This window comes from Mesorhizobium caraganae, assembly GCF_016836705.1.
GTDB classification, from domain to species: Bacteria; Pseudomonadota; Alphaproteobacteria; order Rhizobiales; family Rhizobiaceae; genus Mesorhizobium; species Mesorhizobium caraganae.
Map to the genome: position 1 here is coordinate 22,136 of NZ_JAFCGY010000004.1, position 22,527 is coordinate 44,662.

Annotated in this window: 25 protein-coding genes; 13 read left to right on the top strand and 12 right to left on the bottom strand. The window is 63.1% G+C overall.

What is annotated here, in order from left to right:
* Positions 1-380 precede the first annotated feature (380 nt).
* Together JQK88_RS12080 and JQK88_RS12085 are read left to right on the top strand one after the other, a co-directional pair.
* The gene (locus JQK88_RS12080) at positions 381-881 is read left to right on the top strand and encodes a hypothetical protein (protein WP_203278410.1); all 501 of its coding nucleotides are present in this window, start codon (positions 381-383) and stop codon (positions 879-881) included.
* 30 nt (positions 882-911) lie between these two features.
* Positions 912-1,343 (top strand): DUF6392 family protein, encoded by a 432-nt coding sequence (locus JQK88_RS12085; protein WP_203278411.1) that lies wholly within the window; start codon positions 912-914, stop codon positions 1,341-1,343.
* Between the two features lie 18 nt (positions 1,344-1,361).
* On the opposite strand, the gene JQK88_RS12090 is transcribed toward JQK88_RS12085, so the two are convergent.
* The gene (locus JQK88_RS12090) at positions 1,362-2,045 is read right to left on the bottom strand and encodes a response regulator (protein WP_023681717.1); all 684 of its coding nucleotides are present in this window, start codon (positions 2,043-2,045) and stop codon (positions 1,362-1,364) included.
* A gap of 208 nt (positions 2,046-2,253) precedes the next feature.
* On the opposite strand from JQK88_RS12090, the gene JQK88_RS12095 reads away from it, so the two are divergent.
* Genes JQK88_RS12095 through JQK88_RS12105 form a run of 3 tightly spaced genes read left to right on the top strand, consistent with a single transcriptional unit; the run spans position 2,254 to position 4,696 of the window.
* Positions 2,254-2,961, top strand: a complete 708-nt coding sequence (locus JQK88_RS12095) for a fumarylacetoacetate hydrolase family protein (protein WP_203278412.1) — start codon at positions 2,254-2,256, stop codon at positions 2,959-2,961.
* 4 nt (positions 2,962-2,965) lie between these two features.
* A complete protein-coding gene (maiA, locus tag JQK88_RS12100) occupies positions 2,966-3,616 on the top strand; it encodes a maleylacetoacetate isomerase (protein ID WP_203278413.1) in 651 nt (216 codons plus the stop codon).
* Positions 3,617-3,655: 39 nt separating this feature from the next.
* A complete protein-coding gene (locus JQK88_RS12105; protein ID WP_203278414.1) occupies positions 3,656-4,696 on the top strand; it encodes a zinc-dependent alcohol dehydrogenase family protein in 1,041 nt (346 codons plus the stop codon).
* A 26-nt stretch (positions 4,697-4,722) separates the two neighbouring features.
* Here JQK88_RS12105 and JQK88_RS12110 read toward each other — a convergent pair whose 3' ends face one another.
* Positions 4,723-5,586: a DMT family transporter gene (locus JQK88_RS12110; RefSeq protein WP_203278415.1), complete on the bottom strand. Its 864-nt coding sequence runs from the start codon at positions 5,584-5,586 to the stop codon at positions 4,723-4,725.
* A gap of 85 nt (positions 5,587-5,671) precedes the next feature.
* On the opposite strand from JQK88_RS12110, the gene JQK88_RS12115 reads away from it, so the two are divergent.
* Positions 5,672-7,111 (top strand): aminotransferase-like domain-containing protein, encoded by a 1,440-nt coding sequence (locus tag JQK88_RS12115; protein WP_376740397.1) that lies wholly within the window; start codon positions 5,672-5,674, stop codon positions 7,109-7,111.
* Positions 7,112-7,115: 4 nt separating this feature from the next.
* Here JQK88_RS12115 and JQK88_RS12120 read toward each other — a convergent pair whose 3' ends face one another.
* Positions 7,116-8,009, bottom strand: a complete 894-nt coding sequence (locus JQK88_RS12120; RefSeq protein ID WP_203278417.1) for a LysR family transcriptional regulator — start codon at positions 8,007-8,009, stop codon at positions 7,116-7,118.
* Positions 8,010-8,140: 131 nt separating this feature from the next.
* On the opposite strand from JQK88_RS12120, the gene JQK88_RS12125 reads away from it, so the two are divergent.
* The gene (locus tag JQK88_RS12125) at positions 8,141-9,595 is read left to right on the top strand and encodes an MFS transporter (protein ID WP_192257408.1); all 1,455 of its coding nucleotides are present in this window, start codon (positions 8,141-8,143) and stop codon (positions 9,593-9,595) included.
* Positions 9,596-9,610: 15 nt separating this feature from the next.
* On the opposite strand, the gene JQK88_RS12130 is transcribed toward JQK88_RS12125, so the two are convergent.
* The 3 genes from JQK88_RS12130 to JQK88_RS12140 form a co-directional block, all read right to left on the bottom strand.
* Positions 9,611-10,108: a MaoC family dehydratase gene (locus tag JQK88_RS12130; protein WP_112565372.1), complete on the bottom strand. Its 498-nt coding sequence runs from the start codon at positions 10,106-10,108 to the stop codon at positions 9,611-9,613.
* A gap of 178 nt (positions 10,109-10,286) precedes the next feature.
* Positions 10,287-10,712 (bottom strand): phasin family protein, encoded by a 426-nt coding sequence (locus JQK88_RS12135; protein ID WP_192257410.1) that lies wholly within the window; start codon positions 10,710-10,712, stop codon positions 10,287-10,289.
* A gap of 110 nt (positions 10,713-10,822) precedes the next feature.
* Positions 10,823-12,118, bottom strand: a complete 1,296-nt coding sequence (locus tag JQK88_RS12140; protein ID WP_203278418.1) for a DUF445 domain-containing protein — start codon at positions 12,116-12,118, stop codon at positions 10,823-10,825.
* Between the two features lie 280 nt (positions 12,119-12,398).
* On the opposite strand from JQK88_RS12140, the gene rirA reads away from it, so the two are divergent.
* Positions 12,399-12,860 carry an iron-responsive transcriptional regulator RirA gene (gene rirA, locus JQK88_RS12145; RefSeq protein WP_112565484.1) on the top strand — a complete coding sequence of 154 codons (462 nt, stop codon included), beginning with the start codon at positions 12,399-12,401 and terminating at the stop codon, positions 12,858-12,860.
* Between the two features lie 5 nt (positions 12,861-12,865).
* On the opposite strand, the gene JQK88_RS12150 is transcribed toward rirA, so the two are convergent.
* The 5 genes from JQK88_RS12150 to hemP form a co-directional block, all read right to left on the bottom strand.
* A complete protein-coding gene (locus JQK88_RS12150) occupies positions 12,866-13,654 on the bottom strand; it encodes a heme ABC transporter ATP-binding protein (protein ID WP_203278419.1) in 789 nt (262 codons plus the stop codon).
* A 23-nt stretch (positions 13,655-13,677) separates the two neighbouring features.
* Positions 13,678-14,775, bottom strand: coding sequence for a FecCD family ABC transporter permease (locus JQK88_RS12155; RefSeq protein ID WP_203278420.1), 1,098 nt, complete (start codon positions 14,773-14,775; stop codon positions 13,678-13,680).
* Between the two features lie 4 nt (positions 14,776-14,779).
* Positions 14,780-15,667 carry a heme/hemin ABC transporter substrate-binding protein gene (locus JQK88_RS12160; RefSeq protein WP_203278421.1) on the bottom strand — a complete coding sequence of 296 codons (888 nt, stop codon included), beginning with the start codon at positions 15,665-15,667 and terminating at the stop codon, positions 14,780-14,782.
* Between the two features lie 125 nt (positions 15,668-15,792).
* Entirely contained in the window at positions 15,793-16,851 is a 1,059-nt protein-coding gene (locus tag JQK88_RS12165; protein ID WP_203278422.1) for a hemin-degrading factor, read from the bottom strand.
* 31 nt (positions 16,852-16,882) lie between these two features.
* Positions 16,883-17,089 carry a hemin uptake protein HemP gene (hemP, locus tag JQK88_RS12170; RefSeq protein WP_023673860.1) on the bottom strand — a complete coding sequence of 69 codons (207 nt, stop codon included), beginning with the start codon at positions 17,087-17,089 and terminating at the stop codon, positions 16,883-16,885.
* On the opposite strand from hemP, the gene JQK88_RS12175 reads away from it, so the two are divergent.
* The 5 genes from JQK88_RS12175 (at position 17,082) to hmuQ (ending at position 21,402) form a co-directional block, all read left to right on the top strand.
* The gene (locus tag JQK88_RS12175; protein ID WP_192257704.1) at positions 17,082-17,399 is read left to right on the top strand and encodes a hypothetical protein; all 318 of its coding nucleotides are present in this window, start codon (positions 17,082-17,084) and stop codon (positions 17,397-17,399) included. The genes hemP and JQK88_RS12175 overlap by 8 nt on opposite strands.
* Positions 17,345-19,492, top strand: a complete 2,148-nt coding sequence (locus JQK88_RS12180) for a TonB-dependent hemoglobin/transferrin/lactoferrin family receptor (protein ID WP_246749815.1) — start codon at positions 17,345-17,347, stop codon at positions 19,490-19,492. Before JQK88_RS12175 ends, JQK88_RS12180 begins: the two co-directional genes overlap by 55 nt.
* Positions 19,493-19,496: 4 nt before the next feature.
* Positions 19,497-19,937, top strand: coding sequence for a hypothetical protein (locus tag JQK88_RS12185; RefSeq protein ID WP_203278514.1), 441 nt, complete (start codon positions 19,497-19,499; stop codon positions 19,935-19,937).
* Positions 19,938-20,064: 127 nt separating this feature from the next.
* Positions 20,065-21,036: an energy transducer TonB family protein gene (locus JQK88_RS12190; protein ID WP_192257426.1), complete on the top strand. Its 972-nt coding sequence runs from the start codon at positions 20,065-20,067 to the stop codon at positions 21,034-21,036.
* 51 nt (positions 21,037-21,087) lie between these two features.
* Positions 21,088-21,402 carry a heme-degrading protein HmuQ gene (gene hmuQ, locus JQK88_RS12195; RefSeq protein ID WP_203278424.1) on the top strand — a complete coding sequence of 105 codons (315 nt, stop codon included), beginning with the start codon at positions 21,088-21,090 and terminating at the stop codon, positions 21,400-21,402.
* 38 nt (positions 21,403-21,440) lie between these two features.
* Here the strand turns inward: hmuQ and JQK88_RS12200 are convergent, their stop codons facing one another.
* The gene (locus JQK88_RS12200) at positions 21,441-22,502 is read right to left on the bottom strand and encodes a glycosyltransferase (RefSeq protein WP_203278425.1); all 1,062 of its coding nucleotides are present in this window, start codon (positions 22,500-22,502) and stop codon (positions 21,441-21,443) included.
* Positions 22,503-22,527 lie beyond the last annotated feature (25 nt).

Sequence of the window (22,527 nt, forward strand, 5' to 3'; positions counted from 1 at the left end):
CCAAAATTTCATGCTCCATCGTGGCTTACATGCAGTCTATTATAATAATAGATGTTTTCATGGATTCAGATTCGGTTTCCATTATATTTTCAGACAGATCTAGTATTTTAATTTCGAGAGTAATTGAGCACGGAATTTCTCCGGAAAGTTTTGTCTATCATGGCGAAGACAACATAATCATAGTAGATAACTCTACAGAAGAAGAATTATCATGACAGTGCACCTTGCGATGCCCTCTTAGCGCATCGATGCGCAAGCCGCTGAACGTAGCGCGCATTTGCTGGCCTGATAGCACAATGCCGGAAACGGGTGGCCGGGCTCGACCCGATTTGCGAAGCTGACCCCTTGCCCTGCGTATCGCAGGCAGGAAGGATTTCGCCATGAGGCCGAAACATCGGGAACACAAAGCAGTCCATCCAGATAGCGCAGTACGCAACCCGTTTGAGGTCATGGACGTACCGAACCCTGGAGATCAGGAGGTGATGGACTTTGCCTCCGGCGCAACGCTGTCCGGATCCACGGATGACGAGAATGCCAAGGCCTGGGGCGCAAACGGTGGTCAGAACGATTCAATTGAAGGCAACTGGTCGAGTCGCTGGAATGGCGGCGCCGATCCCACGATCGCCGGCGATGCAAAGGACAAATGGAAACAGGGACAAGCCGAAGTGAAATCAGTGAGAGAGCAGGTCTATCTGCATTTCAGTTGGGACAACGCAGCCCGCCACGGCCTCATCGAAGCGCGGCGCGAAGGCAGCAGGATGGTTGGAAAATACCTCAATCTGAGCGATCCCTCAGTTACGCGGCCCTGGATCGGTTTGATCGTGAACGACGAGCGGATCGACGGCCGCTGGCCGGCCGGACGATTGGATTTTCGCAGATAACGGATCGAACGATGGGAGTATGTTACAGGAATGACCAACGATATTCTTGGCTACCTGGGAAAGTCGGCGTCGGCGTTTTTCACGTCACCGCCGTTTGAGTCATGGAAATTCAAAAAGACAGTTGATGATGACCTGCCCGAAATCCGCATTAACTACGTATCTGCGCCCAATAATTTTTCAATCACCTCCGATGTCCACGACAAAATAGACTGCATATTCATAGAGGCTGACAATCTGGATCGAGGTCTCTGGGATATTCCCTTTTCATCCAGTCGCAACGACGTGCTGAGCCGTTTTGGCGTGCCTTCAAAAAGCGGCGCCGCACGGACTGATCCCATTTTGGGCGAGTACGGCCCTTGGGACCGATTTGACGAGGCGGATCATTCAATACACATCGAATATCAGCCTCATGCAGATCGGATAAGGAGGGTGACGCTGATGCGCGCCGACATGGTGCCATGAGTAACCGAGGGCTGCCCTTCAAAACCCCGCCTGATCGCGAAACAGCTCCGCATTGTCGAGCTTCGACACCTCGATCACCGCTTGCGTCCGGCTGTAGACGTTGAGCTTGCGCAGGATCTCCGAGACATGCGCCTTCACCGTGGTCTCGCCGACCTGCAGCTCGTAGGCGATCTGTTTGTTGAGCAGGCCCTGGCGCAGCATCTGCAGCACGCGTAGCTGCTGCGGCGTCAGCTTGGCCAGGCGCTGCACCATGTCGGCGCGGTCGGTGCTGTCAGCGTCCGGCGGCTGTCCCTCGTAGTTTTCCGGCACATAGATTGCGCCCTCCATCACCGAGCGGATGGCGGCGGCGAGATCGCTTTTGCGCGCCGATTTCGGGATGAAGCCGGCAGCACCATAGGACAACGCCTCGGAGATGATCTTCGGCTCCTCATAGCCCGAGACGACAACCACCGGCAGGCGCGGATGGCGGGTCCTGAGCTGCAGCAGCCCGTCGAAGCCATGGACATCGGGCATGTTGAGATCGAGCAGCGCCAGATCGAACGGTTTTATTCCACCCAGAAGATCGAGCGCTTCGGCGATCGAGCGCGCCTCCACCGTGTCGACTTCCGGGTAGGCCATCTGAACGGCGCTGTGCAACGCCTCGCGAAACAGCGGATGGTCGTCGATGATCAGGAAGCGGGCGCGATCGTTGATTGCGGTCATGGGGTTCGTTTCAGTCCTTCCTGGACAGGATACTCCCGCTGGTATGGCCAGCTTATTGGCAAATAGTCTATCGCCATCTTAACCCCGGAGGCGAAGCCGACTTCTTCCAAACAATCAAGGCGGCGCCGACACTTTTGCGGACGCTCATGCCTTGCCCGGCGGTCCAAATCGGTCAAATGTGCCGGCAGTTGAAGCAGAAAGACCGCGCATGACAGATTTCGTCCTCCCCTTGCCCGCAACCCCATCGGTCGCCATAGCAGGCTCGTCAGACCGCTTTGCGGTGCGCCGCATCTTCTGCGTCGGCCGCAACTACGCCGCCCACGCCCGCGAACTCGGCAATGACGAGCGCGACCCGCCCTTCTTCTTCACCAAGCCGGCCGATGCGGTAGTCGACAGCGGCAGCACGATCCCCTACCCGCCGCTGACCAAAAACCTGCACCACGAGATCGAGCTGGTCGCGGCGATCGGCAAGGCCGGCTTCCGCATCCCGCGGGCTGAGGCGCTCGACCATGTCTGGGGCTACGGCGTCGGCATCGACCTCACCCGCCGCGACCTGCAGGACGAGGCCAAGAAAGCGGCGCGTCCCTGGGACTGGTCAAAGGCCTTCGACCGTTCGGCGCCCTGCGGCCCACTAGTGCCGGCGGCAAATTCCGGCCACCCGCAAAAGGGCCGTATCTGGCTCGCCGTCGACGGCGCGGTGAAGCAGGACGGCGACCTCGCCGAGCTGATCTGGCCGATCGCCGATATCGTTTCGATCTGCAGTGAGTCGGTTGCACTACAACCGGGCGACCTGATTTTCACCGGCACGCCGGCCGGCGTCGGCGCGGTGGCGCCGGGCCAGACGATGACCGGCGGCGTCGACAACATCGGCACGATCGAGATCACCATCGGCCAAGATTCCATGGGCAAGACGTGATCCGATGAGCGACCTAGTCCTCCACAACTACTACCGCTCCTCCACCTCCTACCGCGCGCGCATCGCGCTGGAGATGAAGGGGCTGACCTACGATTACGTGCCGCATCATCTGCGCCATGGCGACCATCTGGAACCGGCTTACCTAGCCGTCAATCCGCAGGGGCTGGTGCCGGCGCTGATCCTTAGCGACGGCACGCTTTTGACGCAGTCGCTGGCGATCATCGAGTATCTCGATGAGACCAATCCCGAACCGCCGCTGCTGCCCAAGGACGCGCTCGGCCGTGCGCGCGTGCGAATGCTGGCGCAGATGATCGCTTGCGATATCCACCCGGTGAACAATCTGCGCGTGCTGACCTCGCTGCGCACTTTGTTCGGCGCTGGCGACCAGGATGTCGTCAACTGGTTCCGCCACTGGGTGAACGAAGGTTTCCAGCCACTTGAGAAGATTCTGGCTTCGTCGCCAGAGACCGGCACCTTCTGCCACGGCGACGCGCCGGGCCTGGCCGACATATGCCTGGTTGCCCAGATCGCCAGCAACGCCCGCTTCGGCGTCGACCTGACTCCCTACCCGACGATATCGCGCATCCACGCCGCCTGCATGGCACTGCCGACCTTTCAGAAGGCAGCGCCCGAGAATCAGATAGATGCGGAATAGAAGCGTAATGTTGCTGGCGCAGAGCATGAGGACCACCCGATGAAAGCCGTCGTCTTCGAGAAATTCGGCGAAGCGCCGACGATCCAGACCGTGCCGGATCCCAAACCGGCCGCCGACGGCGTCGTCATCAAGGTAGAGGCGACCGGGCTGTGTCGCAGCGACTGGCATGGCTGGATGGGTCATGATGCCGGCATCGCCCTGCCGCATGTGCCCGGCCACGAGTTGGCCGGCGTTGTCGTAGCCGTCGGCAAGCGGGTCACCCGCTGGAAGGCCGGCGAGCGTGTCACCGTGCCGTTCTGCGTCGGCTGCGGCCGCTGTTTCGAGTGCACCTCCGGCAATCATCAGGTCTGCGAGCACCAGTCGCAGCCCGGCTTCACCGCCTGGGGTTCGTTTGCCGAATATGTCGCCATCGACCATGCCGACACCAATCTCGTACGCCTGCCCGAGGAGATGGAATTCGCCACCGCCGCCAGCCTCGGCTGCCGCTTCGTCACCTCGTTTCGCGCCATTGTCGACCAGGGCCGGGTGACGCCGGGCGAATGGGTGGCAGTGCATGGCTGCGGCGGCGTCGGCCTGTCGGCGATCATGATCGCCAGTTCCATGGGCGCCAATGTCATTGCCATCGACCTCACCGACGAGAAGCTGGATTTCGCCAAGAGGATCGGCGCGGTGGCGACCATCAACGCCTCGACGACGCCGAATGTCGTCAAGGCGGTCAAGCAGATCACCAATGGCGGCGTGCATATGTCGATGGATGCGCTCGGCCATCCCACGACATCGTTCAACTCGATTTCCAATCTGCGCCGGCGCGGCCGCCACGTGCAGGTCGGCCTGATGCTGGGCGAACACGCCCGCCCGCAAGTGCCGATGGACAAGGTGATCGCCTTCGAGCTCGAAATCCTCGGCAGCCACGGCATGCAGGCCTATCGCTACCCCGCAATGATGGAGATGATCCGCACCGGCAAGCTGAAGCCCGAACTGTTGGTCGGCAAGAAGATCAGCCTCGACGAGGCGCCGGCTGCCTTGATGGCGATGGGCGGGTTTGAGGGCATCGGCATTGGGGTTGTGACGAAGTTTTAGGGGCGGAGCCGCCCTCCGCACCCAAACTACCGCGCGAACTTCTTCGCCCCGAACACACAGGCGACCACGCCGAGTGTAACGACAACCATCAGCGGGCTTACCTGTTCGTGCAGAAGCGTCGCCGCCAAAGCGAGGCCGAAGAAAGGCTGCAGCAGCTGCAATTGTCCCACGGCGGCGATGCCGCCTTGCGCAAGGCCGCGGTACCAGAACACGAAACCGATCAGCATGCTGAACAGAGAGACATAGGCGAGACCTGCCCAGGCGCCGGAGCCGATGGCGGCAAAGGATTGCGGCAGCGTTGCGAACGTCAGCACCAGCATGATCGGCAGCGAGATCGCCAACGCCCAGCAAATGACCTGCCAGCCGCCGAGCCGGCGCGACAGCGCGGCTCCTTCCGCGTAGCCCAGTCCGCAGACGATGATGGCGGCCAGCATCAGGCCATCACCGACCGGTGACGCCGTCACGCCTTGCATCAGGGCAAAGCCCGCAACCAGCGCGCTGCCGATGCACGAGAACAGCCAGAAGGCAGGCCGAGGACGCTCACCACCGCGAAGCACGCCGAAGATCGCGGTGGCCAGCGGCAGCAGACCGACGAAGATGATGGAATGGGCAGAGGTGACGTGCTTGAGCGCCAGCGCCGTCAGCAAGGGAAAGCCGACAACCACGCCAAGGGCCACGATCACCAGCGACAGAAAATCGCTACGCTCCGGGCGCTTTTGGCGGAACAGAATGAGCATTGCCAGGCCAAGCAGTCCGGCAATCGCCGCGCGGGCCGAGGTCAGGAATGTCGGATCGAAATCCGCCACAGCCACACGCGTCGCCGGCAGCGAACCGCTGAAAATCAGCACGCCGACGAATCCGTTCACCCAACCGCTCGCGCTCTTGTCCATTCCAGGCTCCATTGCTTTCACCCTCTATCGGGCCGGAGGGTATGGAACTGCCAGAGACAATGCGGTACAATTTCGCAAAACTGTAATGGTCAATCGAGCAATACAGATGACTGAACTCGCTCTCAAAACCAACCGTGCAGATACGCTTGCCGCGACCACGCTTGTCGAAACTGTCATGGCGACCATTCGCCAACGGATTGCCGCGCGCAGCCTGACGCCGGGCGCGCGATTGCCCTCGATCCGCGCTTTCGCCAAAGCCATGCAGGTATCCAAGTCGACCGTGGTCGAGGCCTATGAACGTCTCGCCGCCGAAGGCGCGATCCGCGCCCGGCCGGGCTCGGGATTTTATGCCGCCGGATCGTTGGCGCCGCTGTCGCTGGCCGAGATCGGCCCGCGGCTCGACCGCGCCATCGATCCGCTCTGGGTATCGCGCCAGTCACTGGAAGCCGGCAGCGAGATGCTGAAACCCGGCTGCGGCTGGATGCCGGCCTCGTGGATGCCGCAGTCCGCCTTGCGCCGGGCGCTGCGCACTGTGGCGCGAGCCGACGATGTCGACCTCGCCGATTACGGCACGCCGCTCGGCCTGCCGCCGCTCAGGCAATTGCTGGCGCGGCGTATGGAAGGGCATGGCATCGACGTCTCCCCCGAGCAGATCATGCTGACGGAATCCGGCACGCAGGCCATCGATCTCCTGTGCCGGTTCCTGATCGAGCCCGGCGATACAGTGCTGGTCGACGACCCCTGCTATTTCAATTTTCACGCGCTGCTGCGCGCCCACCGCGCCAAGGTCGTCAGCGTTCCCTACACGCCATCGGGGCCGGACATCGAGCTGTTTGCGCAGACGCTGGCCGAGCACAAGCCGCGCCTCTACATCACCAACTCCGCCATCCACAACCCGACCGGCGCGATCCTGTCGCCGGTCACCGCGCACCGGCTGTTGAAGCTTGCCGACCAGTCGGACCTGACCATCATCGAGGACGACATCTTCGCCGATTTCGAACACAGCCCCGCCCCGCGCCTTGCTGCATTCGACGGCCTCAGCCGCGTTGTCCATATAGGCAGTTTCTCCAAGACGCTGTCAGCTTCGGTCCGCTGCGGCTTCATCGCCGCACCGCGCGAATGGATCGAACAGCTCACCGACCTCAAGATCGCCACCACTTTCGGCGGCGGCCGGCTGGCGGCCGAGCTGGTGCTGGCGCTGCTCAGGGACGGCAGCTATCGCAAGCACATGGATCTGCTGCGCGCGCGCCTTTCCCGCGCCATGAGCGAGACGGGCGCGCGCCTGAAAACGATCGGCATCACACCATGGATCGACCAGCCCGCCGGCTTGTTTTTGTGGTGCAGCCTGCCCGATGGCGTGGATGCCGCCGACATCGCCCGCCGTGCCTTGGCCGACAACATCGTGCTGGCGCCCGGCAACGCGTTCAGCCTGTCGGGAACCGCCAGCCGCTTCCTGCGCTTCAACGTTGCCCAGTGCGCAGATGAGCGGATTTTCCGGGTGCTTGAGACGGCAATGGCGCGCTGATCGCTCACCGAGAGGCCGCGCAGACCTCGCGCACGCAATCGCGCAGCCAGCGTTGCGCCGGGTCGGCATCGAGCCGCGGATGCCAGAGCATCGAGATGGTCACCTCGACCGTGGCGACCGGTAGCGGAAAGCTGACCATGCCGGCTCGTGCGCCTTGCGTATGCCGTTCGGGGATGCTGGCGATCAGATCGGAAGCGCGCGCCATGGCGAGTGCTGCCGAGAAGCCGGAAACCATGCACACCACGGTCCGCTGTAGGCCAAGCTGTGCCAGCGCCTCATCGATCGGTCCCCTCTCCCGGCCACGCCTTGAAACGCTGATGTGGCGGCCGGCGGCATAGCGTTCGGGCGTCACCACACCTTCGCTCAAAGGGTGACCCGCTCGCACCGCGCCGACGAAGCGGTCGCGGAACAGCGCCTGTATGCGCACTTCAGGTCCGGTTTCGCCTGCAACGCCGATTTCCAGGTCGATCGCGGTGTCGCGCAGAGAGGCGACATCCTTGTCGGCTTTGGGCGCAAAGCGCAGCCGCACGCCCGGCGCCTCGGCCTGGATGCGGGCGACAAGACGCGGTCCAAACTCCTCGACGAAGCCCTCATTGGTGCGCAGCGTGAAGATCCGGTCCAGCTTCGCGAGATCGAGAAGCCTGGCAGGGCGCAGCAACGCCTCGGCATCCCCAACGACGCGGCCTGCCTGCTGACGCAACTCCTCCGCGCGCGGCGTCGGCACCAGGCCCCGGCCAGCCCGAACCAGCAGCGGATCGCCGGTCGCCTCGCGCAGCCGCGCCAGCGTGCGGCTCATCGCCGAAGGGCTGAGCCGCAGCCGACTCGCGGCGCGCGCCACACTGCCTTCGGCCAAAAGGACGTCGAGCGCGAACAGCAGGTTGAGATCGGGCGATGTCATCAGCGGATTGTAACACATGACATGGCGTTTGATGCATGGATAAGATGCAAATGCTGCGCCTTTCGCTATGCCACCTCAGAAATTAGATCTCCAACAGGTCCGTTTCCCGGGCCTGAAAGAAGGAGATCGCCATGGCAATTGCTGAGCAGAACGAGCGCGCATCGGTGCCGCGACAAACCCAGTCCGCAGTCCTGGCGCTGGCCAGCCTGTCGCTCGCCACGCTGCTGTCGTCGCTTGGCACCAGCATTGCCAGCGTCGGCCTGCCGTCCCTGATGCAGGCCTTCGACACGTCCTTCCAGTCGGTGCAATGGGTCGTTCTCGCCTATCTGCTCGCCATCACCGCGCTGATCGTCAGCGCCGGACGGCTGGCCGACATGTTTGGCCGCCGGCGGTTGCTGCTTGGCGGCATCGCGCTGTTCACGCTGGCCTCGGTGCTCTGCGGCCTGGCGCCGACGCTGTGGCTGCTGATCGCGGCGCGTGCTATGCAAGGATTGGGCGCGGCGCTGATGATGGCGTTGACGCTGGCCTTTGTCGCGGAGACCGTAGCCAAGGAACGAACCGGCAGCGCCATGGGCCTGCTCGGCGCCATGTCGGCGATCGGCACGACGCTCGGCCCCTCGCTCGGCGGCTTGCTGATCGCTGGCTTCGGCTGGCGGGCGATCTTCCTCGTCAATGTCCCGCTGGGCGTCGCGGCCTTCGCCCTCGCCTGGCTGGCCCTGCCTGTCCGCGGCAAGGCGGCCGAAGCCGATCGAGGCAGCTTCGATGCGGTAGGCACTGCCCTGCTCGCGTTGACGCTCGCTGCCTATGCCTTGGCCATGACGCTCGGCCGGGGCAATTTCGGCACCCTCAACATCGGCCTTCTGATCGCCGCCGGCATCGGCGTCGTTATGTTCGGCGTTGTGCAAACGAGGGCGAAGAATCCCTTGATCCGGCTTGCCCGGTTGTACGACATCCGGCTCACCGCCAGCCTCGCCATGAACCTCGTCGTCGCCACGATCATGATGGCAACGCTGGTGGTCGCTCCATTCTATCTGGCGCGCGGGCTCGGGCTCGATGCTGCAATGGTCGGCGTGGTGCTGTCGACCGGTCCGCTGGTCTCGGCGCTCTCGGCGCTCATCGCCGGCCGCCTCACCGATCGCTTCGGTGCCAACAGGATGATGATCGCCGGGCTGCTCGCCCTCGCCATCGGCACCTCGCTTTTGTCGCTCGCCATGACAAAACTCGGCGTTGCCAGCTATGTCATGCCGATCGCCGTCACCTGCTTCGGCTACGCCCTGTTCCAGACATCCAACAATGCCGCCGTCATGAGCGGTGTCGCCTCGGCCGAGCGCGGCGTCGTGTCCGGCCTGCTCAATCTGTCGCGCAATCTCGGCCTGATCACCGGCGCATCGCTGATGGGCGCCATCTTTGCGGCCGCATCGACGGGAGGGCGGCAAGGCCAGGAGGTGTCGGCCTCAGCAGCAGCCGCGCACGGAATGCACGTCACCTTTCAGGCGGCAACGGCTATGGCAGTGGCTGCACTGTTGCTGGCGCTGCTATCGGCCCGATCAGCCGGCAGGTCATCGTCGCGGCAACAGCCATCGTGATCGAAGGTAGGGTGCTTAAGTTGCGGCCCGCTTGCGGCGCTCATAGAGCATGACCAGCGTTTCGGCAGTCAAAGCCGGCCTCTGCTCACCCTCGATCTCGACGGTGTTGGCGGCCTTCATCAGATACTGGCCCGGCCCCCTGTCCTCCACCGACAACAGCGTCGAGCGCAGCCTGATTCGTGCGCCGACCCTGACCGGCGCCAGGAAACGCACCTTGTCGAAGCCGTAGTTGAAGGCGGCCTGCGTGTTTTCGGGCACGACGCCCAGATCGAGCGCCAGTGCGCCGATGATCGACAGCGTCAGATAGCCATGCGCGATCGTGGTGCGAAACGGGCTTTGCCGCTTGGCCCGCTCCGGATCGACGTGAATCCACTGATGGTCGCCGGTGCATTCGGCGAACTGGTTGATGCGGCTCTGGTCGATCGTCGTCCATTCCGACACGCCGAGCTCCTGCCCGGCCATCGCCCTTAGCTGCTCAAAGGTCGGCGGCGTTTTCGGCCGTATTTCCGTCATTCCTGCTTTCCCGATGGCTCCAAATGCCTCGGACCACGAACCGACCGCCCCTGTCAATTCGCCTGTTGCGATTCCGTTCCGTCATATTCCCCCGAACGGTACACCTCATCCGTGGCCATGCGCCGCAAACGGCCGTCTGTGCAGAGGCGGCGGGCAGCGGGTCAGGCCGTGCCCAAGATCACTTCTTCTTCTCGTAGCCGGAGCGGATTTCCTCCATCGCTTCCTTGATGCGCTCGCGCAGGATTTCGACGGATTCGGTGCCGGACCTCTTGACCAGTTCGGCCACTTCGCTGGCATTTTTCAGGGCGGCTTCGAAGGATTTCTTGGCGAACTCCGCCTGTTTCGTCATCAACTCCTGCGGATTGCCCGGCGCCTTGTAGTTCTGCGCCATGTCGCTGATTTCGCGCAGCGTGTCCTGCAGCATCTCGCGCTGCCGGGACAGCAGCGAGGTCGCGCCGGCAGCCCCCGCCCGCGCCGATTTCTCCAGCGCCTCGAGGTTCTTGCGGTGATGCGCGAGGATCGCCTCGACATTCGGCACCTTCAGGTCGCGGCCGAACCGGCTGAACATGTCCAGGAAAGAATCGGATTCGGGTTGTTTGGCCATTGGTCGCTTGCTCCCCAGTTTGCGCAAATGCTGAACCCTAGGCTGGACAATAGCACTCGCGCGCCGCGTGTCCATTCGCCCGCTCAATGCAATTTGGCGGCGAATGCAGGTCAACCGGCAAGCAACAGCAGCTCACCCACATAGAGCGCGACGCCGGCAAGGCCGCCGATGATCATGCCGTTGAAGCGGATATATTGCAGGTCCCTGCCGATGTTCATCTCGATCAGCCTGGTCAGCTGGGCAAGGTCCCAACGCTTGACCTGGTCGGCGATGAATGTCGACACGCCGCTTTTCTGGCTCTCCACGAACGAGGCCAGCGCCACGACAAAGCCCTGGTTCATGTCGGCCCTGATCTGCGGATCGCCGGCAAGATGGCGGCCGACTTCGACGAACATGTTGGCGAGATGCTCGCGGACAATCGAATTCTCCGCCTTGGTGTCCTGTTCGATGAACAGGCGCAGACTCTCCCACATGTCGCCGGCCAGCGCCTTGACCTCCGGCCGCGCCAGAAAATCGCGCTTCAGTTTCTCGGCCCGCTTGGCGTATTGCTTCGAGGTCCTGAGCCGCTCGATGAAGGAATGCGCGAAACGATCGAATTCGGCGCGCATCGGGTGATCGGGATCGGCTCGCACCTCGTCGAGCAGCGAACCGGCGGACGCTACGATTTTCTTCAACAGATAGGCGTCGGCCCGGAACAGGTTGAACAGCGACGGCAATTCCTCGCGGATTTTTTCGCGCATGGTCGCCAGCGCCTCTTCGTCGCTCAGGAACCGGCCGATCACCCGGGTGAACTCATCGAACAGTTTCTGATGGCGGCGGTCGTCGGTCAGCGCCGACAGCAGCTCGGCCGCCAGCGGCGCCAGCGGCACCTTGTCGATCTGCTCCAGCATGCGGCTGGTGACGAAACCACGCAGGCCGGATTGCTCGATTGCCGCAAGCGTCTGCGGCACCAGGCGCACGACAAAGCGCGACAGGCCGGCAGAGCGTTCGGCGTCAGTCAGCCAGTCGGCCACAAGCACCGCAAAATCGACCTCGGCGAGTTTTTTGCGCACCGGCTCGGGCGCCAGGAAATTGATCTCGATAAACCGGCCGAGATTGTCGGCGATGCGGTTCTGGTTCGCCGGGATGATGGCGGTGTGCGGGATCGGCAGGCCGAGCGGCCGCTTGAACAGCGCCACCACCGCATACCAGTCTGCCAGGCCGCCGATGGTCGCCGCCTCCGCGAAGGCCGCGACAAAGCCCAGCCACGGATAAGTGCGCTCGAACGATTTGGCGACGGCAAAGACCACGACGCAAAGCGCCAGCGCGGCCGTGGCGAGGAACTTTGTCCACCGCAGCGCGGAAAGCTTGGCGCCTGCTTCGGTATCGAAACCGCCGGACACCAGGGACGGGGCCGATTGAGACATTGTGGGCCGCTCCTCGTCGATCTCAGGGTATTTAGGGACTGTTTCGGCCCGTGACATGACAGGACGGCCGATTTCGCCTCAAGACATGCCGATTACGCACACAAAGTTGACAGGAATATTCATCTATGATGCAATCCCAGTCTGGAATTGTTCCAAGGTATAGGCCATATTCCCAAGAGGCCAGTGTGGGCGAATCCGAAACTCCGGGTGAGAAAGCCGCACCAGCACAAATCTAAATCTGGTGCAGTTCCAATGCGCCAGCACTTGGGTGAGGAATGAAATGCGGTTAACGCGCCAGACCAACTACGCCATGCGCATCCTGATGTATTGCGCGGCAAACACCGAACGGCTGAGCCGCATTCCGGAGATCGCGGCCGCTTATTCGGTGTCGGAGCTTTTCCTGTTCAAGATCCTGCAGCCGCTGGTCGAACACGGTCTGGTCGAGACGGTGCGCGGCCGCAATGGCGGCGTCAGGCTTGGCCGTCCCGCCGAGCAGATCAACCTGTTCGACGTCGTGCGGGTGACCGAAGAGAGCTTCGCCATGGCCGAGTGCTTCGAGAACGACGCCGCCGAATGTCCGCTGGTCGACAGCTGTGCCCTCAACTCGGCGCTGCGCGAGGCGCTCAACGCCTTCTTTGCCGTACTCTCCCGCTACACGATTGCCGATATGGTGGCGGCGCGGCCGAACGTGCGCCATTTGCTCGGCATCGACATGCTGGTGCAGCGCGCTCCGGCCGCCTGAACTTTCTAGACAGCGGACTGCGGCAAAACAAACGGCATATTGGCGGCCGGCAACACGCCGACCCGCAGCCGGCAATCGAACACTTTTTCGATGAGATCGTCGCTCAGCACCTCTTGCGGCGAACCGTCAGCGGCGAGCCGGCCGCGATGCATGACGAAAACCCGGTCCGCATACATGGCCGTCAGATTGAGGTCGTGCAGGATAGCAATCACGCCGCCGCCGCGCCGGGCGAAGTCGCGCGCGATGTTCATGATGATCAGCTGGTGCTTGATGTCGAGGCTGGAAACCGGCTCGTCGAGGAACAGATAACGCGGCTTGCCGTCGAGTACCGGCGCCCAGACCTGGCACAGCACGCGCGCCAGCTGCACACGCTGCTGTTCGCCGCCCGAGAGCTCCTGGTAGAACCGGCCGGCAAAGCCGTCGAGATCCACTCGAGCCAGCGCCCGCTCCGGCAGTCGTTCGTTTTCGCCCGGCAGCACGCCGGAGCGGCCGCCGACAAGACCGAGCCTGACCACTTCGCGCACGGTGAAAGGGAACGACAGCGTCGTCGCCTGCGGCAGCACGGCACGCGCGGTTGCAGCCTCCACCGGCTTCATCGCCGCCAGGTCGCGGCCGTTGATATCAACCGTTCCTGAAAACGGCAGATCACCTGACAATGCCTTGAGAAAGGTGGTCTTGCCCGAGCCGTTAGGCCCGACGATTGCCGCGATCTCGCCGGGCCGCGCGGTAAAGTCGACATCGGTGACAATGCGCTTGCCGCCGATCGCCACCGAGACATCGCGTGCTTCGATCATGCCCGCCTCACAGGTTTCAAGTCTCACAAGTCGATTACGCCGCGCTTGCGCAGCAGGATCCAGAGAAAGAACGGCGCGCCTGCGATCGCCGTGACGATGCCGATCGGCAATTCGGCCGGCGCCACGATGACACGGGCGACGGCATCGGCCAGAAGCAGCATCGAGGCGCCGAGCAGCGCCGATGCCGGCAAGAGATAGCGATTGTCCGGACCGATCAGCAGCCGCAAGAGATGCGGCACGACGATGCCGACGAAGCCGATACCGCCACTGACCGCGACCGAGGCGCCGACCGCCGCCGAGACGCTGACGATCGCGGTGTATTTCAGCCGCTGCACCGGGATGCCGAGATGGCCGGCTGTCGCCTCGCCGAGCGCCAGCGCATTCAGCCCGCGGGCCATGAACGGCATTGCCGCCAGCGCCAAAACGATGATCGGGCCGACGGAGGCGATCTTCGGCCAGGTGGCGCCGCCAAGCGAGCCCAGTTGCCAGAAGGTCAGGTCGCGCAATTGCCGGTCGTCGGCCATGAAGATGAGGATGCCGGTCAGCGCCATGGCAAGGGCGGCGAGCGCAATGCCGGCAAGCAGCATGGTGGCAACCGAGGTGCGCCCCTGCCGCGTGGCGACGCGGTAGAGCACCAGCGTCACCGCAAGGCCACCGCAAAAGGCGGCGATCGGCAAGGCCATGCTGCCCAGCGCCAAAGTGAGCGGCGCCAGCCAGCTTGTACCGAGCACGATGACGGCGACCGCACCGAGGCTCGATCCGGCGGAAACGCCGATCAGGCCGGGGTCGGCGAGCGGATTGCGAAACAGGCCCTGCATCACCGCGCCCGACACGGCGAGTGCTGCCCCGATGAGCACGCCGAGCAGCACGCGCGGCATGCGGATGTCGTAGACGATCAGCCGGTCGCGAGCGCCGAGCGCGGCATTGGCCGGCACAACGCCGGTCAGCCAGTCACGAATGACGCCGACGGCCGACGCGTCGGAGGCGCCCGACGTCAGCGACAGGAACATGGAAAGCGCAAGCACCAGGCACAGGAGCAAAATAACCAGGCGCGCGCGCCCCGAACGATCGCCTTCGGCCACCAACTTGCCCGCCGCGCCGGCGATCGACTGATCCACCATTCGCTCAGTCCGTGACCTGACTGCCATAGAGCGAGACGGCGAGATCGTGGATGGCGTTGGCCGTGCGCGGGCCGAAACCGAGGAGATAACCGCCATCCATCAGGATCAGTTTGCGGCCTTCACCGGCCGGCGTCGAGGTGATCGACGGGATGGCGAACAACTCAGCCTCCGCAATCGGCGGTCCGGCATTCTTCATCGCCAGGATCACGTCGGGCCTGGCGGTGACGATGGCCTCGTCGGACATCGGCTTGTAGCCGGAAAAACCTTCGACCGCATTGACCGCGCCGGCAAGCTTGATGATGCCGTCGCCGGCAGTGTCGCTGCCGGCGGCGAGGATCTTGCCGCCCTGGATAGACAGCACGAACAGGATGCGCTTGCGCTCCTTGATCAACGCCGTTTGTTTTTCGGCCGCCTTCAGCTTGGCATCGGTCTCGGCAGCAAGCGTCTCGGCCTTGGCGTCGACGCCGAGCGCCTTGCCGACGATGCGGATCTTTTCCAGGATGCCGTCATGGCTATAGTGCTCGGGCACGTCGATGAACGGAACGCTCGACTTCTTCAGCACATCGACCGCTTCCTTCGGCCCGCTGCCATGCAGCGCCAGGATGCCGGACGGATTGACCGACAAAACACCTTCCGCCGACAGCTGGCGCATATAGCCGACGTCGGGCAGCGCCATCGCGGCGGCGGGGTAGCGGCTGGTCGAATCGCGGGCGACGAGATGGCCCTCTTCGCCAAGCGCGTAGACGATCTCGGTGATCGAACCGCCGATTGCCGCGATCCGCGACGTGTCGGCAAACACGGCGAGGTTTTCGCTGGCCGGCGCCGGGCCGGCAAGAAACAGCGACAGGCCCATGGCCGCGGCAAGCGTCGGGCGCCTGAACAGTGAAATCATCGTCGTGATCCTCAGGGCATGATGCCGAAAAGTGGGAAGCGGTTTTCGGACGACATCATGCTCTATCTCTTTGATTTAGAGACGGATTCAGATTTCAGGTCGAACAGACCTGAAATCATCCGACTCTAGGCTGCGGTCGGGCTTGGAATGCGCGGCAGGTTTTCGGCGAGGAACCGCCAGTCGTCGCGCTCGCCCTCGCCTTCATGGCGCTTGCCGAAGAACTGGATGATCATCTTGCCGTCGGCGCCATAGGCTTCGAGCGAGGTGACATGACCGTCCTTGGTCGGCTTGCGCACGGCCCAGACCTCCTGGATGTGATCGGTGCGCAAATGCAGATGGAAGGTCTCGTCCAGCACGTTGATCCAGGGCCCCATCGGTTTGATCGACTTGACCGGGCCTGAATGGATCTGGATGCAGCCGCGGTTGCCGACGAAGCACATGATCGGCATGCCGCCGGCGGCGGCATGATGGAACATGGCGCTGACGGCGTCATTGTCGAGCAGCCAGGCATAATCCTGGCCGACCATGCGCACGGCCTGGCGGCGGCTGAGTTTCAGCGCCTTCAGCATGCCGAAGAACTGGTGCACATCAGTCAGCCGGCTCCAGCGGTCACGCAGATCATCGATGTTTGCGGCGACGCCTGGCGTTTCGGCGTCGTCCTCGGCCAAGCCTGCGACAGAAACGGTCGGCTCCTGGTTCGACGATTCGAGCGCCGCCACCAGCTTCTGGTAGGCATAGAGATTGGACGCCGGCCGCAGATGCACCTTGTGCACGGCATCGCCCGCCGCGTCGAAGAATTGCAGGCTGCGGCGGATGTCGCCGCCGTCGCGCTTTTCCACGGCAAAACCATGCGCCCAGACTTTCGGAAAGATGCGCAGGTCGATGTTTTCGCCCAGCACCATGGCATTGTGCGTGCCCGGCACGACCTTGTCGTAGACGCCGATCTTCTCGTGCACCGCGCTTTCGTTGCGGGTCAGCGCCATCACTTCGCCGACGGCGTCGAGGCCGGTCAGCAGATCGTTGACGCGCGGCTCGACGCGCACGACCCCCTCGCCGCAATGGGCGGCGACCAGTTCGGCCTCCGAAATGCCAAGCTCGGCGGCAAGATCGCGCTCCCGCGCTTTCGGATTATCTGCCCGCGCCCGCCGGATTTCACGCGGAGCGGGTTTTACGCGCTGGTCCATGTCCTGCTTACCTGTCTGCCTGTCTGGTTCGTCACTTGTTGAGGATGAGCTTACCCTGACGGGTGATCTTGAGCCGGTAGAGCGCGCCATGGTGCTCGATGCCGATCTCGTGCTCGCCCTGGAACAGCGTGTTGGACGACAAGGTCCGCACCGCCAGCGGCACCCGGTCGAAGCGGGTCGGCGTCTCCTCGGAACGGCGGACGCGGTAACGGAAGTCATTGGGATTGTGGGTGTTCATTTCTGTCTATCCCTTTCCTGTGCCGGGCGTCTGGCTAGGCGTTGCAAAAATGCCGATTCATTTCTTGACTCGAATAGTCATGTTTATTAGTCAGTGCATTACCGGACCAAATGAGTCAACATTTAAGACGCCGGACGAAATGAAAAATGCCAGCGAGCGCCGCCGCCAGCCAGCATCGAACCTGGAGTTGGGGCAATGGGGTTGGCAAATCGTGGACGACTGGATCTGGCAAACGCCGATCCGGCGCATCGGCCTATGGCAAAGGCAATTGCAGCCTTGCTTGCGGGGGCAGCAGCGATCGCATTGTTGACGCCGCCGGCCAGCGCACAACAAGCTACCGACCAGCAGCAGACTGATCCGAGCAAGAAAACCGAGGACACCAAGCCCGCGCCGGCCGGCGTAACGCTGCTCGACAAGATCCTCGTCATCAGCCGCACCGGCGAAACGGCGATCGTATCGCTGGCCTCGGCCAGCCATGTCGACCAGGAACAGCTGGATCGCCGCATGGCGACGACACCCAATGAAATGCTGCTTGGCGTGCCGGGCGTCACCGCGCAGGCCGACGCACGGCGCGTCAGCTCCAGCATCAACATCCGCGGCCTGCAGGATTTCGGCCGCGTCGCGGTGATCGTCGACGGCGCCAGGCAGAATTTCCAGCGCTCCGACCACGGCACGCAGTCGACCTTCTATGTCGATCCCGAACTCATCAAGTCCGTCGACGTGATTCGCGGACCGACCGCCAACACCTATGGCTCCGGCGCCATCGGCGGCGTCGTCTTCTTCGACACCAAGGATGCGGAGGATTTCCTCAGGCCGGGCGAAACCTGGGGCGCATCGGTCACCGGGCGCTATGAAAGCAACGGCAAGGGCTGGACCACCAGCGCCAGCGGCGCCTACAAATTCAACGACAACTGGGATGTGCTGGGCAACATCGTCTACCGCGACTACGACGACTACAAGAATGGCAGCGGCGACACCGTCGCCGGCACCGGCTTCGACGTGCTGAGCGGCCTGCTCAAGACCACCATCCGCCCGAGTGAAAACAGCCAATTGAAGCTCGGCTGGGTCGGTTCGAGCGATGGCTGGACGGAAACCAGCGGCGGCGTACCGGCGAACGATGTCGACCTGAAGTCGAACACCTTCACCGCCCGCTACAATATCACCGACGACGCCAAGAGCTGGCTCGATCTCCACATCAACGCCTCATACAACAAGACCAATCTCGACCTGACCACGCTTGTGCCGCAAAACCGCTTCGATCCGGTCACCGGTCTTCCCGTCGTGCTTCCGGCGGGCTCGACGTCGACCTTCGATGTCGGCACGACCGGCATCGACATCTGGAACACGTCGCGCTTCGAGACCGCCGCCATCTCGCACGAGCTGACCTATGGCGGCGACTGGGTCGGCGACGATGTCGAGACCGGCGGCACGTCGGGTGGCGACAGCTTCTACACGCCGTCGGGTAAGCGCGACGTTTCGGGCGCCTATATACAGGACAGGTTGAGCTGGGACTGGCTCGAAGTCATCACCGGTCTGCGTTACGACAATTACAGCCTGAAGGATTCGGACAACGAAACCTCAGGCGACAGGCTGTCGCCGCGCATCACCGTTGGCCTCTCGCCCTTCGAAAGCGCCAGCCTGGCTGGCCTGCAATTCTATGGCACCTACGCCGAAGGCTACCGCTCGCCGTCGCTGACGGAGACGCTGATCAGCGGCAATCATCCGGCCGGCGTCACCTTCCCGTTCCTGCCCAACCCGAACCTGCGGCCTGAAACCGGCAAGACCACCGAATTCGGCGTCAACTACAAGCTGAACGACATCATCGAAGCCGGCGACGCGTTCCGGCTCAAGGCGGCCTATTTCCACAACAATGTCGACGACTATATCGAGGGCGTGACGCTGTCGGCATTCGACCCGACCAGCGGCTGCCCGTTTGGCCCCGGCATCCCGATCTGCTTCCAGTACCAGAACTTCGCCCAGGCCAAGATCAACGGCTTCGAACTGGAAAGCGTCTACGATGCCGCCTGGGGCTATGCCGGGCTCTCGGCCTCTATCATCAACGGCCACACCATCTCCTATGAAGGTGAGCGGGCCGACCTTGCCACCATCCCGTCCTCGCAGGTCACCGGGCAGCTCGGCTTCCGCTTCCTCGAGGACAAGCTTACAGTCGGCGGCGAGGTGCAGTACAACGGCAAGCCGAAGGGCAATCCTGTTGCCAAGGATCATACGCTGGTCAACGCCTTCGCCAGTTACCAGGCAACCGACAATTTGAAGGTCGACTTCCGCGCCGACAATTTGTTCGATGTCAAATACACCAACCCGCTGAACGGCGGCACCACCGCCGTCATCTACGAGCCCGGCATCACGCTGAAGCTGGCCGCAACCATGCGCTTTGGAGGCTGACACCCTGACAAGCTTGACGACATCGCTTCGTCTCCTGACCTCGATGCTGGCGATGTCGCTTGGCTTGGCGTCGGCGTGGGCGCAGCCCGCGCCGGCGCCCCAACTCAGCCTCGAGCTCAATGCCGCGCAGCCCTCCGACAAGGGCTGCCGCCTGACCTTCGTCGTCAACAATGCGCTCGGCGCCGATCTGTCCAAGGCAGCCTTCGAGATCGCGCTGTTCAACGAGGCCGGTGTCGTCGACCGTCTGAGCGTGCTCGACTTCAAGGACCTGCCGGCCGGCAAGACCAAGGTGACCCGCTTCGACCTCGCCGGCACCAACTGCGCCAAACTCAGCCGTGTGCTGATCAACAGCGCCACCGAATGCGCCAGCACCGGTGTCGAGCCGGGAGCCTGCATGCGCGGTCTGAAGACGCAAACCAAGACCGGTATCGCTTTCGGCGTCTGAGGTGGGCCTGCATCCCACCTTCAAGCACAACAGCGCGACCTGGCCCATCTCCGGTCCGCCGTCATGGCCGGCAACCGATCTTGATTTGACAATCCCACCTCGCTCGCGGCAGGTCTCGCCGCGACACATGCAGGACATCAGCCCCCTCCCCGACGACGCCGGCAACGAACTGGCGATTGCGCCGCCCGTGCCGCTTGAGCAGGCGCGTCCGTCAGCAGGAGACCGCAAATGGACGATGGCGATCATCGCTTCCTGCCTGTTCCATGCTGCGGCAGCGGCGGCGTTTTTTATCGCGCCGGCTGGAACATTCGATTCAAGCAACGCGATACAATCCGAAGGCACCGATCAACCGGGCGCCGACGTGGTCGGCAGCGCTTTGGATAGCCAGGCGCCCGACGCGATCGATGTCGCCTTGGTGACCGATCCGCAGCCGCCCAAGCCCGAGGCTGTTCAACCCGCCCCGCCAACCGAGGCGCCTCAATCCGTCAAGGAGCCGCCGGCACCCAAGCCTGCGCCGGAGGCTGCCGAACAGGCAACCGTCGCTCCAGATACACTGACGGCCGCCATCCCGAATGATAAAAGTGTCGCCCCAGCGGTTGAGAGGTCGACACCGCCAGCGGTTCAACCGCAAAGTTCAGAGGCGCCTCCCGCCGCCGAGCCTCCTGTTGATTTGCCTGCCGCCAAGCCGCCGGTCCCGAGCCCGAGGCCAAGCGCACCAGCCGGATCGGGAGAGGTTCGCGGCGCGGCAGATGGCGAGGAGCGCGACGCGCCAGCGGTTGCTAGCAAGGGCAAAAAACAGGGCGCGGCCGGCAATGCGATGGAAGCCCGCTACAGCGGTGAAATTCAAAAGAAGCTTGCTCGCGCCAACCGCCGCGTTTCGAAAGCGATTCAAGAAAAGGCCAGCAACAATGCCAGGGTCGTCTTCGTCGTCATGGCCGATGGCAGCATCGGCGAGGTACAGCTTGCCGAAAGTTCAGGGTCGGATGAGCTTGACCAATTCGCCTTGAAGCTGGTGCGCCAGCAGGCGCCGTTCCCGCCCATTCCGCCGGAGACCGGCAGATCAAGCTGGGTGTTCAGGGCGCGGATCGGTCCGTTTTAAGCAGCTCGTAGACCTTCGCCAAATGTCGTCCGCCAATTCAAGAGGAAGCCAATGTACATCGCCATGAACCGCTTCAAGGTCCAGAATGGCTCGGAGACCGCCTTCGAGGATGTCTGGAAGAACCGCGATTCCAGCCTCTCGGAGATGAAAGGCTTCAGGGAATTCCACCTGCTTCGCGGCCCGGTCAACGAGGCCGAGGGCTACACGCTGTTTGCCTCGCACACGGTGTGGGCAAGCTACGAGGATTTCGTCGCCTGGACCAAATCCGAGAATTTCCGCGCCGCCCACCGCAACGCCGGCACCTCGAAGGTGCACTATCTCGGCCATCCGCAGTTCGAAGGCTTCTCGGTCGTCGAGGGCGCCTGACGCGACTCGAGCGTGAGAACCTCAGGCGCTCTTGTCATTTATCGCATCGAGCCGCGGCCACCCAGCCGCCGCAACCATCCGGCAATGTGCAGGCGCAGCCGTTGCAAAGGCTGTCCGCGGGTCAGATAACGCACAAGGCGCGGATCGCGGGCGATCTCCCTGAATTGGCGCCCATGCTGCTTCAGGAATGCGGGTATGAAATTGCGCCCGTTGACATCGCTGAGCCAGGTTGAATTCGCCAGCACATAGTCGACGACATCCGCAGCCAGGACGCTCCTGTAGGTTCTGAAGCCAGGCGTTTGCAGCACAGGACCACCGGCAAAGGCAGTGCTGGTAGATAGGTTGGACCCGTGCAGGCGATAGAGACCGAGGCATTCGGACAAGATGAGGCTGCCACCGGCCATATGCGCACATGTTGCCGCCAGGTAGTCGGTCCCCACTTTCGCCTTGAAAGGGAACGACAATACCGGCTCCAGCGCACCACGCCGGTACAGGATGGCCGAGCACGGCGACCACAGCCAGCCCGACACGTTCGGAGCAAAATAGGTTACGGGATGCTGCGATGCATAGGGGATCCCTGGCGCAATGCCGGAAAGCTGGCCGCCGGGGCCAATGGCGACGCCATTGCGTTCCGGCCCGGAACGCGGTTTGCGCAACGCAAGGAAAGTACCGGCGAGCAAGGTGTCGTTGCCATCGATCAGAAAAACGTCGGAGCTGGACAGCGCGGCCGAATGCGTCGTGTTGAGATGGGTCGACAGATGCGCGAGGAGAAAGTCCGGCAGCCAGACGTCATCGGCATCGAGAAATGCGATGAAAGGCGCATCGGTCGCGGCAAAGCCATCGCGGAAGCCCGCGATCTGCCCGCCATTGTCCTGGCGCACCAGTTGGCGCAGGCGCCGATCGTCTATGATCTGGAGAAGCTGCCGGACATGCTCGGCCGAGCCGTCGGTCGAGGCATCGTCGACGATGACGCAGTCCCAATTCCGGTAGGTCTGCGCCAGCACAGAGCGTATGGCACGCTCGACATAAGACCGGTAATTATAGCAGGTGATGACCACGGCCACGCGCGGCAGCTCGAACGGTAGGGACGTGTCTTCCATCGGCTCGGCTGCGCCCGCTCGGGTT